The organism is Microbacter margulisiae (assembly GCF_014192515.1).
GTDB classification, from domain to species: domain Bacteria; phylum Bacteroidota; class Bacteroidia; order Bacteroidales; family Paludibacteraceae; genus Microbacter; species Microbacter margulisiae.
Genome location: NZ_JACHYB010000001.1, coordinates 1,689,279 through 1,703,203 on the forward strand (window position 1 = coordinate 1,689,279; position 13,925 = coordinate 1,703,203).

The 13,925-nt window shown below is 39.0% G+C and carries 15 protein-coding genes; 9 read left to right on the forward strand and 6 right to left on the reverse strand.

The features are described from left to right. The first annotated feature begins 211 nt into the window (after positions 1 to 211). The 6 genes from gdhA to FHX64_RS06830 all read left to right on the forward strand — a co-directional run bounded on the left by gdhA (position 212) and on the right by FHX64_RS06830 (position 7,371). Positions 212 to 1,549 carry an NADP-specific glutamate dehydrogenase gene (gene gdhA / locus FHX64_RS06805; RefSeq protein ID WP_183413031.1) on the forward strand — a complete coding sequence of 446 codons (1,338 nt, stop codon included), beginning with the start codon at positions 212 to 214 and terminating at the stop codon, positions 1,547 to 1,549. Positions 1,550 to 1,663: 114 nt separating this feature from the next. After that, positions 1,664 to 3,649: a glucosamine-6-phosphate deaminase gene (locus FHX64_RS06810; RefSeq protein ID WP_183413032.1), complete on the forward strand. Its 1,986-nt coding sequence runs from the start codon at positions 1,664 to 1,666 to the stop codon at positions 3,647 to 3,649. A gap of 123 nt (positions 3,650 to 3,772) precedes the next feature. Beyond that, on the forward strand, positions 3,773 to 5,443 hold the full coding sequence (locus FHX64_RS06815) for a formate--tetrahydrofolate ligase (protein WP_183413033.1): 1,671 nt from the start codon (positions 3,773 to 3,775) through the stop codon (positions 5,441 to 5,443). Between the two features lie 176 nt (positions 5,444 to 5,619). Then, entirely contained in the window at positions 5,620 to 6,234 is a 615-nt protein-coding gene (locus FHX64_RS06820; RefSeq protein ID WP_183413034.1) for a nitroreductase family protein, read from the forward strand. A gap of 40 nt (positions 6,235 to 6,274) precedes the next feature. Then, positions 6,275 to 6,736, forward strand: coding sequence for a MarR family winged helix-turn-helix transcriptional regulator (locus FHX64_RS06825; protein WP_183413035.1), 462 nt, complete (start codon positions 6,275 to 6,277; stop codon positions 6,734 to 6,736). 44 nt (positions 6,737 to 6,780) lie between these two features. Then, positions 6,781 to 7,371, forward strand: coding sequence for a D-glycero-alpha-D-manno-heptose-1,7-bisphosphate 7-phosphatase (locus FHX64_RS06830; RefSeq protein WP_183413036.1), 591 nt, complete (start codon positions 6,781 to 6,783; stop codon positions 7,369 to 7,371). Here FHX64_RS06830 and aroC read toward each other — a convergent pair. Both aroC and FHX64_RS06840 read right to left on the reverse strand, forming a co-directional pair. Next, the gene (aroC, locus tag FHX64_RS06835) at positions 7,338 to 8,417 is read right to left on the reverse strand and encodes a chorismate synthase (protein WP_183413037.1); all 1,080 of its coding nucleotides are present in this window, start codon (positions 8,415 to 8,417) and stop codon (positions 7,338 to 7,340) included. The genes FHX64_RS06830 and aroC overlap by 34 nt on opposite strands. Before the next feature lie 63 nt (positions 8,418 to 8,480). Then, the gene (locus FHX64_RS06840) at positions 8,481 to 9,059 is read right to left on the reverse strand and encodes an FKBP-type peptidyl-prolyl cis-trans isomerase (RefSeq protein ID WP_183413038.1); all 579 of its coding nucleotides are present in this window, start codon (positions 9,057 to 9,059) and stop codon (positions 8,481 to 8,483) included. Between the two features lie 202 nt (positions 9,060 to 9,261). Between FHX64_RS06840 and FHX64_RS06845 the strand changes: the two genes are divergently transcribed. Next, positions 9,262 to 10,293 (forward strand): alpha/beta hydrolase, encoded by a 1,032-nt coding sequence (locus FHX64_RS06845; protein ID WP_183413039.1) that lies wholly within the window; start codon positions 9,262 to 9,264, stop codon positions 10,291 to 10,293. A gap of 46 nt (positions 10,294 to 10,339) precedes the next feature. Then, the gene (locus FHX64_RS06850; RefSeq protein ID WP_183413040.1) at positions 10,340 to 10,720 is read left to right on the forward strand and encodes an START-like domain-containing protein; all 381 of its coding nucleotides are present in this window, start codon (positions 10,340 to 10,342) and stop codon (positions 10,718 to 10,720) included. A gap of 8 nt (positions 10,721 to 10,728) precedes the next feature. On the opposite strand, the gene hisH is transcribed toward FHX64_RS06850, so the two are convergent. From hisH to FHX64_RS06870, 4 genes are all read right to left on the reverse strand, one after another. After that, positions 10,729 to 11,313: an imidazole glycerol phosphate synthase subunit HisH gene (gene hisH / locus FHX64_RS06855; RefSeq protein WP_183413041.1), complete on the reverse strand. Its 585-nt coding sequence runs from the start codon at positions 11,311 to 11,313 to the stop codon at positions 10,729 to 10,731. A 126-nt stretch (positions 11,314 to 11,439) separates the two neighbouring features. Then, complete coding sequence (locus tag FHX64_RS06860) at positions 11,440 to 11,910, reverse strand: DUF4252 domain-containing protein (protein ID WP_183413042.1); 471 nt, start codon at positions 11,908 to 11,910, stop codon at positions 11,440 to 11,442. Further along, a complete protein-coding gene (locus tag FHX64_RS06865; protein ID WP_183413043.1) occupies positions 11,900 to 12,451 on the reverse strand; it encodes a hypothetical protein in 552 nt (183 codons plus the stop codon). Before FHX64_RS06865 ends, FHX64_RS06860 begins: the two co-directional genes overlap by 11 nt. Further along, positions 12,448 to 12,945, reverse strand: a complete 498-nt coding sequence (locus FHX64_RS06870; RefSeq protein WP_183413044.1) for an RNA polymerase sigma factor — start codon at positions 12,943 to 12,945, stop codon at positions 12,448 to 12,450. The genes FHX64_RS06865 and FHX64_RS06870 overlap by 4 nt, the downstream gene beginning before the upstream one ends. Positions 12,946 to 13,093: 148 nt before the next feature. Between FHX64_RS06870 and FHX64_RS06875 the strand changes: the two genes are divergently transcribed. After that, the gene (locus tag FHX64_RS06875) at positions 13,094 to 13,876 is read left to right on the forward strand and encodes a S1/P1 nuclease (protein ID WP_183413045.1); all 783 of its coding nucleotides are present in this window, start codon (positions 13,094 to 13,096) and stop codon (positions 13,874 to 13,876) included. Positions 13,877 to 13,925: the final 49 nt, after the last annotated feature.

Below are 13,925 nucleotides of genomic sequence, written 5' to 3' on the forward strand. Positions count from 1 at the left end.
TACTTCACCCCCCGCTTTCAAGTTGCAAGAAAAATCATTTTGTTAGAAAATTCTTGCTTTGTGTCTTGTCCCCCTTCCAGCACAAAGTCTCAATGATTTAAATCAATATAATTTTTATTTGGCATATTTAATCCAATTTCTTGCGAAAACCTGCAAATTTGTTTGGATTTGCACGTAAAAGAGCGTAACATTGCAGAAAAAATCTTATTTTATGGATATCGAAAAACTGCTAAATTCGCTTGAGGCAAAACATCCCGGCGAGTCGGAATATTTACAAGCGGTACGCGAAGTATTGCTAAGCATTGAAGAGGTGTATAACCAACACCCGGAGTTTGAAAAGGCAAAAATTGCCGAACGTTTAGTGGAACCGGATCGTATTTTCACATTCAAGGTACCTTGGATTGACGATCGTGGTGACGTGCAGGTAAACATTGGGTATCGCATCCAATTCAACAATGCGATCGGGCCTTACAAAGGCGGGCTTCGTTTCCACCCTTCTGTAAACTTATCTATTTTAAAGTTTCTGGGATTTGAACAAATCTTCAAAAATGCATTAACTACCCTCCCGATGGGCGGAGCGAAAGGTGGTTCAGATTTCAACCCAAGAGGCAAATCGGATGCAGAAGTAATGCGCTTTAGTCAAGCATTCATGTTGGAACTATGGAAGCACATTGGGCCGGACATGGATGTCCCTGCTGGCGATATTGGTGTCGGGGCCAGAGAGATCGGATATCTGAATGGTATGTACAAAAAACTTACGCGAAATTGTACCGGTGTTCTGACAGGTAAAGGGCTTGAATTCGGAGGATCATTGATGCGTCCGGAAGCAACAGGATTTGGAGGCCTTTATTTTGTAAAGCAAATGCTCGAAACCAGTGGAGACACAATTGAAGGAAAAACCATTGCTATTTCCGGGTTTGGCAATGTTGCCTGGGGGGCGGCTTTAAAGGCTACCCAGCTAGGAGCAAAAGTCATTACCATTTCGGGCCCAGATGGATACATATACGATTCTCAAGGCATTTCTGGAGAAAAAATAGACTATCTTCTTGAACTTCGCGCAACATGCGAAGATATTGTGGAGCCTTATGCAAAGCAATTTAAGGGTTCTGTATTTATTGCAGGCAAGCGTCCCTGGGAAGTCAAAGCCGATATCGCATTGCCATGTGCCACACAAAACGAATTGGATGGTAGCGATGCCAAAATGCTTATCAAGAACGGCGTAAAATGTATCGGAGAAATCTCCAATATGGGCTGTACTCCTGAAGCCATTGATTTATTCGTTGAAAACAAGATTCTTTATGGACCTGGGAAAGCTGTTAACGCAGGTGGCGTGGCAACATCGGGATTGGAAATGTCTCAAAATGCGATGCACCTGGGTTGGCCTGCCGACGAAGTAGATGCAAAATTGCATCAGATTATGGCAAGTATCCATCAGCAATGTGTGGAATATGGACGTCAACCGGATGGATACATTAATTACATGAAGGGGGCAAATATTGCCGGATTTATGAAAGTTGCCAAAGCAATGATTGCACAAGGAGTCATTTGATAAAATATTTAATTTTATCCGCTAAAATAAGAGTAAATCCTTCGGTAAAAGTTACAATTACCGGAGGATTTGTTTTAATTTTGCACTCATATTAATCGATTCAAATATTCTACTATGCGAAAAGACCTCAGTTCACAAATCACGTTAGATCGAATTCCTGAAAAATTTTATAAACCCGGTGATGCTTTTGAATTAGCTGCATTAACCAGATTTGAGAAAGTTCCCGTTGAAATTTTTGAAACTGCAACGGAAGGTTCTAATAAAGTTGCTTTAGACATAGCCCAGCAGATTCGCAAAAAAAACAGTGAAGGAAAGCTTTTTGTTCTAGGACTTACAGGAGGACGAGCTGCAATGGAGCTCTATGCTGAGCTTGTCCGCATGCACAAAGAAGAACAATTAAGTTTCAAACGAGTAGCAGTAGTTAACTTATACGAATATTATCCGTTAGCACATCCCATGAAGGCAAGCTTTCTGGCACGTATAAAAGAAATGCTGCTTGATCATATTGATATTGACCCGCAAAATATTTTATCACCAGATGCTACCATTGATCGCACCAATGTGATGAGACATTGCAAAGAGTTCGAAGAACATATAGAAAAATTGGGAGGAATTGATGTACAGCTATTGGGTATCGGCCGTGGTGGTAATATTGGATTCAACGAGCCAGGGTCACAACCAGCTTCACACACGCGACTTATTATGCTGAATAGTGATTCGCGGAAAGAAGCTTCCCTCCATTTAGGTATCACAGACCAAGTCCCGGTAAGCGCTATCAGTCTCGGAATTGAAAATATTCTGAATGCTAAGCAAATCTTTTTGCTGTCATGGGGAGAAGATAAAGCTGAAATTTTGAAAACTGCTATTGAAGAGCTCGCCTCACCCGCTTGTCCTGCATCTTTTCTCCAATTGCACCAAAATGCTTCCTATATTATTGATATCCATGCAGCAGGTGATCTGACCCGGATTAGTAAACCCTGGCTTGTCTCTTCGTGTGCTTGGGATGACAAACTAATCCGGAGAGCTATTGTCTGGCTATGCCAAAAAGTGGATAAACCCATTCTGAAGCTCACTGATAAAGATTATAACGAGCATGGACTAAGTGAGTTATTGACTATGTTCGGCTCAGCATATAATGCTAACATAAAAATATTCAATGATTTACAACATACTATTACCGGATGGCCCGGTGGAAAACCAAACGCAGATGACACACATCGTCCAGAACGAGCATTGCCATTTCCGAAAAAAGTCCTGGTTTTCAGCCCACACCCTGACGATGACGTAATTTCAATGGGTGGAACATTAAAACGGCTTGTAGATCAGCATCATGAAGTGCATGTCGCTTACCAGACTTCAGGCAATATTGCTGTTAACGATGAAGAGGTCGTCAGATTTTTAGCTTTTGTCAAAGGCTTTAAAGATATGTTTGACCCGCAAAATGAGCATTTGCAAAAAACGTACGAAACATTAGCAAGCTATGTAGTAAACGGTATATCAAACAGCAAAGACGATCCACAAAAGGTATTGGCCATGAAAGGATTGATCCGGCGAGGCGAAGCAAAAGCAGCTTGTCGTTACGTTGGTGTAGCCTCAAAAAATGTCCATTTTCTCAACTTACCTTTTTACGAGACTGGATCTATTAAAAAGAATCCTATTTCAGAAAAAGACGTTCTCATCGTAAAACAGCTGCTGAATGATCTGCATCCTCATCAAATTTACGTAGCAGGAGATTTAGCGGATCCACACGGAACGCACAAAGTTTGTTTGGACGCTGTTTTAGCAGCTATTGATGATCTGAAACATGAAGAGTGGTTCAAGGATTGCCGAGTATGGATGTATCGAGGGGCATGGATGGAATGGGAAATCGACCATATCGAAATGGCAGTTCCCATCAGTCCTGAAGAACTGCGCTACAAGCGCAATGCCATATTGAAACATCAGTCTCAAATGGAAAGCGCTCCTTTCTTAGGCAACGACGACCGCCTCTTTTGGCAACGTTCGGAAGCACGTAACAAAGCCACCGCAGAACTTTATAACCAATTAGGCCTTGCTGCATATGAAGCTATTGAGGCTTTTGTTCGCTACATCCCGGTATAATTTTTCTCAGGAACTAAAATGATTTATCTTTGCAGGGAGCATTTACAAATACAAGTAGATGCTTCTTTTTTTATACATTGATAACAAACGTAGTAATCTAATATCTATCCAAAATTTCCAGATATGAAAAGTGATATTGAAATTGCCAGGGCAGCCAAAATGCAGCCTATTCAGGAGATTGCAAAACAGCTTAATATACAGGCAGATGATCTTGAGTTTTATGGAAAATACAAAGCTAAATTACCTTTGCATCTTATTGATGAGAATAAGGTCAGAAACGCTAAACTCATTCTGGTAACAGCAATTACACCAACGCCCGCAGGAGAAGGAAAAACAACAACATCCATCAGTCTGGCAATGGGGCTAAATAAAATCGGAAAGCAAGCGACAGTAGTGCTTAGAGAACCGTCGTTGGGACCTGTATTTGGTGTGAAAGGCGGCGCTGCAGGAGGAGGATTTGCGCAAGTCATTCCAATGGAAGATATCAATCTTCATTTTACGGGAGATTTGTCTGCTGTCGAAAAAGCAAATAATCTTTTGGCCGCTCTCATTGACAACACTTTACAAAATAAAAAAAGAGGACTTAACATAGATCCACGTACAATTAACTGGAAACGGGTAATGGATATGAATGATCGCTCGTTGCGCAACACAGTTATCGGACTTGGAGGAATCGCTAATGGAATTCCACGCGAAACAGGATTCAACATCACGGCTGCAAGCGAAGTAATGGCTATTCTTTGCTTAGCCAAAGACATGCATCATCTGCGTAAAATGCTAGGAAACATTTATATTGGACAAACATTTGACGGTGATCCTGTTTTTGCCCGTGATCTGAAAGCAGAAGGTGCAATGGCTGTTTTACTCAAAGATGCCATCAAGCCAAATTTGGTACAAACTACTGAAAATACACCTGCTATTATCCATGGAGGACCATTTGCCAACATTGCTCAGGGAACCAATAGCTTAATAGCTACCAAAATGGGGCTTTCTTTAAGCGATCTTGTGGTCACAGAAGCCGGTTTTGCATCCGACCTTGGAGCTGAAAAATTTTTTGATATCAAAAGTCAATATGGCAATTTAAAACCCAATGCCGTTGTGATAGTTGCAACAATCCGTGCATTAAAATATCATGGAGGCATCAACAAAAGCGGCTTTTCTATCCCTAACCCTCAAGCAGTCGAACAGGGCTTGGCTAATCTTGAGAAACATATTGAAAACATGAAACTGTTTGGCTTCAATCCTGTGGTGGCACTCAATCGTTTTGCCACGGATAGTGATGAGGAAATTGAAGTTGTCAAGGTAAAATGTACATCTCTTAATGTGAAGATGGCTATCAATGAGGCATGGGAGAAAGGAGGAGAAGGAGCTATTGATCTGGCTGAAAAAGTATTAGAGGCTGTTACCCACTGCCCCTCGTGTTTTAACCCTCTCTATAATCTGGAATGGACTATTGAGCAAAAAATTTCGGCAATTGCTATCCAGCTTTATGGAGCTAAGGCAGTTGAATACTCGCTCAAGGCTCATAAAGATATTGAACTGATCAATAAATTAGGGATGAATTACTTGGCAGTATGTATGGCAAAAACTCAAAATTCCCTATCTGATAATCCTGATTTACGTGGACGGCCTGAAGGGTTTACTCTGAATATCAGAGAAATTGAAATTGCGTCAGGTGCTGGCTTTGTCATTCCTATTGCAGGAACCATCATGCGAATGCCCGGTTTACCTGCTATTCCAGCTGCCGAAAACATAAACTTTGATGATGAAGGAAATATCACAGGACTGTTTTAAACCTCATGTCGAACGGAGAAAAAATCATATATAATTAATAATTAAACAATTGCACAAGAGCCGAAATATCAACTAATGTGAAAAATTTTGATAAATCTATTATTTAAGCCCATATATGTTGAAACATATAATGTTCAAACGTATCTTTGCATCAAACAAATTCAAATAATACTTTTATGGAAACTAAGACTTTATTGCAAAACAGACGTTCAGTCAATTACTTTGATACAAATAAAACCCTATCAAAAACCACATTAGAAGAAATAATCAATCTGGCGGTTCTTGCTCCTTCTGCATTCAATTTGCAACCGTGGCGCATCATAGTTGTAGAGTCAAAAGAAGCCAAAGAAACATTGAAAACCCTATCAAACAATCAGCCAAAAGTAACAGAAGCAGCTATAAATATGATTATTGTTGGAAACAAAAATGGGTGGGATGAATCAAATCCAGTTTGGGAAGAGATGCTTCAAACGGTAGGCAGCCCCGAAATAGTTGCCGGCGCAAAACAGGCAGCCGCTTTTTTATACGGGTCAAGCGAAGATCGCAAACTGAAATTTGCAGAAAGTAATGCCGGATTGTTGGCTATGTCCATTATGGTAGCCGCCAAAGAGTTTGGAGTAGATTCACATCCCATGAGTGGAATAGATTTTGATGGAATCAAACAGGTATTTCAATTACAACCAGAAGAAACCGTTGTAATGACAATTGCCCTGGGATATTTTGATAGCAGCAAAGCTCTTTATCCACGGCGTCCACGGCGTGGATTTAAAGAAATCGCCTCAATTGTTTAAGATTGAGAAATAATAACAACCAAAATTTTGTGTGTGTATCATGCGCATTGAAGATGAAATAGATGGACACTTTCGAAATGAATACCACAAAGGGATGATAAATTTGATTTATACCACCAATGAAATTCATTTTGAATTTTTGAGTTATCTCCGTAAACACAGTCTAACCTCACAGCAGTACAATGTGCTCAGGCTGCTGCGAGGCTATGGCGGAATACCTCGTTCAATTGACTTTTTGCGGAACAGAATGTTGGATAAAAAATCAGATATGAGTCGAATCATCGATCGCTTGTATGCGCAACAACTGGTAGACCGGGTTGAAAACAACTCCGACAGAAGACAAAAAGAAATTTCTATCACACAAAAAGGGAAGGATTTACTTGATAAAATGGATGATTGTGAGAAGCATAGTGATTCGTTATTGAAAAACCTGACTGAAGAAGAAGCAAAAGAGCTAAATCGGTTGTTGGACAAAATCAGAGATAAAAATGAAACGCATTAATATTTTTAACCAATTTATTATCAGTATATTTGCGAAAAAATCATATGAACCCCAATATATCGCGGTTGAAAACCAAACATTTCCTTTTTTTAGACCGAGACGGTGTCATTAATGTGCACCGTCCCAATGATTATGTAAAAGCATTGGACGAATTTGTGTTTCTACCCAGAGCGCTTGAGGCATTGGTCAAATTGTCAAAACACTTTTCACGTATCGTTATTGTCACTAATCAACGTGGAGTAAGCAAAGGCAAAATGCATGAATCAGCTGTGCAAGAAGTACATGCTTATCTACAAAAGCAAGTTGAAGACGCCGGTGGAAAAATTGATGGTATTTATTACTGTATCCATTTAGACGATAATCATCCTAATCGGAAACCTAATAGCGGAATGGCATTTGAAGCAAAAAAGCATTTCCCTGAAATTGATTTCTCTCAAAGCATGATGGTTGGAGATTCTCGCTCAGATATTGAATTCGGCAATCGATTAGGAATGACTACCGTTCTCATCAAAAAAGAAAAACCAGGTTGGCAAAAACCAGTTCCTGATTTTATTTTTTCTTCCCTAGCAGCTATAGCTGAACTGTGGGAAGATAACGCAAATTACATTGGGGAAGATGCTTTAGCCAATAAATAGAAATCAAACAACGTCATGGCCGTCATCGCCTCAACAATAGGGACTGCCCTGGGCAAGACACATGGATCATGCCTTCCGCGGGCTTTAATTATTGTCTCTTCTCCTAAAGAATTGATAGTATGTTGATTCTGTAATAACGTAGCCACCGGCTTAAAAACAGTTCGAAAATAAATATCCTGCCCGTTTGAAATACCACCTTGAATGCCTCCCGAATGATTCGTCATGGTAACTACCTCTCCTTCACGCATCACAAATTCATCATTCGATTCGGATCCACGCAAACTAACGCCCTCAAATCCATTGCCATAGTCAAAACCTTTCACTGCATTAATGGATAACATAGCATTTCCCAATGCAGCATGCAACTTGTTATAAATAGGCTCTCCCCACCCAGTAGGTACATTACGGGCAACACATGTAATAATGCCACCAATTGTATCTCCTGTTTTACGAACATCACGAATCAAGTTTTCCATTTGTTCAGCAGCATTCGGATCAGGACAACGCACTGGATTTGTTTCGATTAATGAGAAATCATACGCCTGATAAGGTTCTGTGAGTCGAATATGTCCTATCTGAGAGGTAAATGCTGTAATTTGCACATTCAAAGATTGCAATGCTAATTTTGCAATGGCTCCGCCTACAATACGTACTGCTGTTTCACGAGCCGAACTTCGTCCACCACCACGATAATCACGAATACCATATTTGGTTTGATATGTATAATCAGCATGAGATGGGCGATACGTCGTTCTGAGATTCTCGTAATCAGAAGAATGTTGATCTGAATTACGAATTATAAAACCGATAGGAGTCCCTGTAGTTTTACCTTCAAAAATACCTGATAGAAACTCGACTTCATCTGCTTCCTGCCGGGGAGTAACGATAGCCGATTGTCCTGGGCGACGACGATTTAATTCCTGTTGTACAAACGACGTATCAACAGTAATACCAGCAGGGCAACCATCAATGACACCCCCAATGGCAATACCATGCGATTCTCCAAATGTAGTCAGGCAAAAGATATTTCCAAAAGTATTTGACATAGCAAGGGATAAAAAATGAAAAGAGATGGTATTTGATACACATCCCTTTTCGCATTTATTTTTTTAAGAATGGCAACCACAGCCACCACTACCGCAGCCACAGCCATCTTCTTCATCAACACCACAGCTACAACCGTCGCTACCACAACTGCAACCACCTTGGAAAGCAGCCAAATCCTCGTCAGTAGCTTCGCGCACTTCTAATACAGAACCTTTGAAGTGCAATGTTTCGCCAGCTAAAGGATGATTAAAATCAACCGTAATAGTAGAATCAGCAATTTCAACAATCTGAGCATTTAGTCGGTTCCCATCACTATCCATTAAGGGAACAACGTTACCTTCAAAGATAGTATCTGAATCTAATTCACCATTAACTTCAAATATAGAACGAGGAAGAGCGACAACGTTTTCGTCGTCATACTCTCCATATGCATTTTTACTGTCAATGCTAAACTGAAAAGTGTCACTTTGTTTGAGCCCCCGCAAATTGTTTTCAAATTCGGGAAGCATCATCCCAATTCCAAAGCAGAAAGTCAAAGGATTTTGAGCTGTGGCTTGTTCCATTAATTCCGGTTCTTCGTCATTACCTCCGACAAATAAATCGTAAGTAACTGAAACCATTTTGTTTTCTTCAATTATCATATTATTGCTGTTTAGAAAGTATGAAATTTCTTACAAAGATAGGCATTACAAGCCAGAAAACGATTGATAGTTTTGGCTTTCAGTTATTTTTAGAAAATCACCGCAAGATAAAATGCAATCAAAAGGGAGTATATGTTCCATTATTTGAAAAAAAAGCGTATCATTGCAAATAATATGTTGATACTTATAATTTGAGACCACAATGATGCTATCAAAAAAAATAATGTTTGCTATTGTTGGCAATCTACTTTTTTTCAGCCTGCTTTTGGCTCAAAAGCCTCAAAAGAATGGGATTATTCCCATTGACAGTTCATACACGGTAGCGCATGAATGGGAGCAAAACCATAAAATCTATCCATTCATTTCAATAGTTGAAGATGGAGATACGAGGAATTTACTAATTCATAATCATATAACATACACTCATTATGGAGAACGATATCTCCATCTTGATGTAGCACAACCTAAAATCATTCATGGGACAAAACAGCCTGTTGTATTAATCATCCATGCAGGTGGGTGGTGTTCTGGAACCTATCAAATGGATAGACCTATCGCCTATGAATTAGCGAGACATGGTTTTGCCACCGTCTGTGCAGAATACCGAATGTCTCCGGAAGCAAAATATCCTGCTGCCATCAAAGACGTTGAAACAGCCCTACGTTGGATAAGGGCTTATGCGAAACAATATCATTTTGACCCAAATAAAGTCGCTATTCTTGGATCTTCTGCCGGTGGACAATTAGCGGCTTTAGTTGGCAGTCTGAATACGGCTTACCCAACTTTTGAAACAAATGCATATAAACGTTGTTCAGTACACGTCAATGCTGTCGTCGACATGGACGGAATCTTAACATTCATAGGACATGGATCAAAAGAAGGGAAAGATCAACCAGGCAAATTATCATGTGCTACCCGCTGGTTTGGTGTTTCGATGAAAATAAATCCGGCCCCCTATCTACAAGCCTCAGCTCTCACCCATGTCAACCCACATAGCGCACCTTTCCTTTTTATAAACAGCAGCCTAGCTCGTATGCATGCCGGACGGAATGCTTTGATTGCCAAACTCAACCAATATGGAATTTACAGCGAAGTGCACGAGATTCCAAACACACCGCATACCTACTGGCTTTTTCATCCCTGGTTTGACGAAGCAATGCGCTATACTATCAATTTTTTATCTAAAGAATTATTCTACAATCCAATAGTACAAAACAATCCACGTAACCCATAAACTTACTGTCAAGTATCCATGGTAGCGTGTTCTTATATAGGTTGCTATGAAAAAAGAAAAGATTCAGTTAGAATACGTATTTTCCAACATTTCAATTAATGTTTTATGGAATAATATAAGTACAGCTGCAGGATTGTCGGAATGGTTTGCTGACAAAGTAGAAACCCAAGGTCGTATTTTTACTTTCACGTGGGGTGATTACAGCCAAACAGCAGAAATGATTCAATTGCATAATGGATCCTCAATTCGTTTCAGATGGCAAGACGACGCTGAGCACACCTATTTTGAGTTCAGGCTTGCTGTGGACGAATTAGTTCCTCAAACTGCATTGATTATTATTGACTTTGCAACTCCAGACGAAATAAATGATGCTACTTTACTTTGGAATAAGCAAATAAGCAATCTCAGACTGCACGCAGGAATTTAATCATTGAATTATAGCTGCAAAAAATTAGTCAGAATTTGTTCTCCAACTACACCGGATTTCTCTGGATGAAACTGCACAGCAAAAAAATTATCTTGTTGCAAAGCAGCACTATACGAAACCATATAATTTGCTGAAGCAATTGTGTATTCGCTTAAAGGAGCATAAAAGCCATGTACAAAATACACATAACTATGCTCAGGAACTTGTTGAAAAATAGGCCCCTTCAACCCATAGATATCATTCCACCCAATCTGCGGAATCTTCATACCCAAAGAAGGGAATCGTTTAATTGGTTGATCGATAATGCCTAAACAGTTAGTTTGATTTTCTTCAGAGAAACGACAGAGCAACTGCATACCAAGGCAAATCCCTAGCACAGGTTGTTTTAATGATCGAATGACGTGATCCAAATCATGCTTTTGCAAATAATTCATTGCAGTAGAAGCCTCTCCAACACCCGGAAAAATAACTTTATCAGCTTTGCGAATCAACGCTGGATCATCGGTTACCTCTGCATTATACCCAAGCCGTTCTAATGCAAACAGTACGGATCGAATATTTCCCGCATTATATTTAATAATCACAATGTTCATATGACATACTTTTGAATAACAGGATGCTTAAAAAATGATTTGCCGGTATTTTCACAAACACCGGCAAAAGTAATCAATTTCAGGTAAAAAAAGATGAAAAAAATCAAGTTGTAAAAGCGCTGTCTGTTATTTCGCTATTTTCTCTAAATCAGCATGAGATAAATTTCCTTTCATAAGGATAAGACTCAATTGCTCTTCATTTTGAGATTCAATAATAAGTTCAGAATTATCATCGGCACTCGTCGATCCATAAACGATGGAATGATCTTCTTTGTTTTTCGTTACCATCATTTTCTCAAAGTTACCGTGTTTTAATATATTATCCAGTGTCAACTGAAAAGTTTTACGCATTTCTGCCCGCGGAGTTAAATTTATTGTCAGAATTTTCATACTCTTGATGCGGGACAATACTTCTTTTGTTTCCTGATCAATATCATTTGCGCCAAGCCACTGTGTAAGATTAAACAATCCTTTTTGAATAGAAACATATTCGCAATTTTTATTGTTCGCATACCTATCAATCAGTTTTTCAACAGTTTGACCACTGGCAGAAATAGCAGCAAAAAATATCAAAAGAAAAATCAATTTAGTTTTCATTCTTTCTTATAGTCGTTTGGTTAAATGTTATCGTATCATCTTCGTTCAGCGTATCATGTTTTTGAAACAATGAAACAATACTCAAATGTTTACCTAACCGGCCGAATTGTTCGACCTGATAAAGGCTTGTATTAAATTTTCCTGTTACTAAATGTAGCTTTGCCGCTGCCATCATCAACGCCTTTTCCGGATCATTAATCCGCTGGCCATTAACAATCATATAATTATTCTGACGTTGAACATAATAAATTGTTCCTGTAGCAATAAAGAAAGCCACAACTGCAGCACTGCTCCACAACATAAAATGATATGCGAATGAATGACGATGCCTATGTGATAGTGCTGCTATCACATGTTTATCAAACTCACTATCAGGTATTTCTTCATTTCTTTGATCGCTAAGACTAACAAACAGATAACGATACTTTTCCAGTGATGATGAAATATGATTTGAGAGAAAATAATTTCTCAACAACGCTTCTTCTTCCAAAGAAGTTTCTGCATCAAAATATTTTTGCAAAAGTGTTTCTACGTTGTTCATATATTTTCTTTGTTTAATAACTCTCTAATTTTTTGTCTTGCTCTCGACAGATTGACTTTAATGGCATTCTCGGACATCCCTGTTATTCGGGTTATTTCTTCAAATTCTAAATCATCAACATCACGTAAATGAATTACCGTCCGCTGCTGTTCAGGCAAAAATGCCATTAACTTTTTTATTCTCTCAGCTAAATCTTGCTGCTCTACCTGTTCATACGGAGAGCGATCTGTAGAAAAACTAATATCAGTAAGTTCATCAAAATCAACCCTGCGCAATATTCTTAATCTATCCAGACAATAATTTCTCGCTACTTGCAGACAAAAAGCCTGAATATTATCCGCTTTTTCAATTTGCTCCCTTTGTGCCCACAATTTCAAATAAACATCCTGCACTGCATCTTCTGCGTTCGTAGCATTGCCCAGCAGTGCTTTTGCTAAACGATAAATTTTATTTTTTAGCGGTAGGATTTTTATTTCAAACTGTTTCAAATCCATGTACATAATAAATGACGAATTCGCTGGAAAAAGATTACAGCGATTATTCTTTTTTAACTAATCCCTTATTAAGGCTATCTTATTCCACTGTAAAAATAGCTATTTTTGCAGCCCAACAGGCAAGTTTTAAATATAAAATTTTATTGTTATGAATAAGAAGAAAACACCTCTATTGCTACTTTGTATCATAGGATTGATTATTCCTCAAATGACTTTCGCTTGGGGCATGACTGGGCACCGGGTTATCGGAAAACTGGCCGAAATGAATATCAGTCAAAAAGCTAAAAATCGCATCAATAAAGTGCTGGATAATACAAGTATTGCTATGGTAGCTAATTGGGGAGACTTTATAAAATCAGACAGTACCCTTGCTTATACCGCCGTGTGGCATTACAAAGATATTCCTTCCGGATTAACACGGGAAGAGTTCGACAAACAAGCTCTTACCAAAGACGATGGCCAAGTAGTTTACCAGGTTTTACGTTTGATCAAAGAATTAAAATCACACCCAAACAATGCTATGGATTTGAAACTATTAATTCATCTGGTGGGCGACATGCATCAACCGCTACATATAGGACATCCTGAAGACAAAGGCGGCAATATGATTAAGATCAGATGGATGGGACGAGAGACAAATCTACATTCTCTTTGGGATAGTGGACTGATCGATATGCAACAACTCAGCTACCGTGAATATGCCGATTATCTGTTCAGAACTCAGAAGTTTGCTTTACCTGTTTTTCAACAGTCCATGGTATTGGACTGGGCATGGCAAACTTACGAAGCAGCACAGATCGTCTACAATTCGGTTTCTGACGTAAAAAATCCATTCTATTACGATTACAAATATCGAGCTTTGTTAGAAAATTGTTTATCTGATGCAGGCGACCACTTGGCAATTGTTCTCAACTATCTATATGGAAAATAAAGAAAAAAATTCCGCGATTCAAGCTCAAATTATTATTTTACAAAAAATT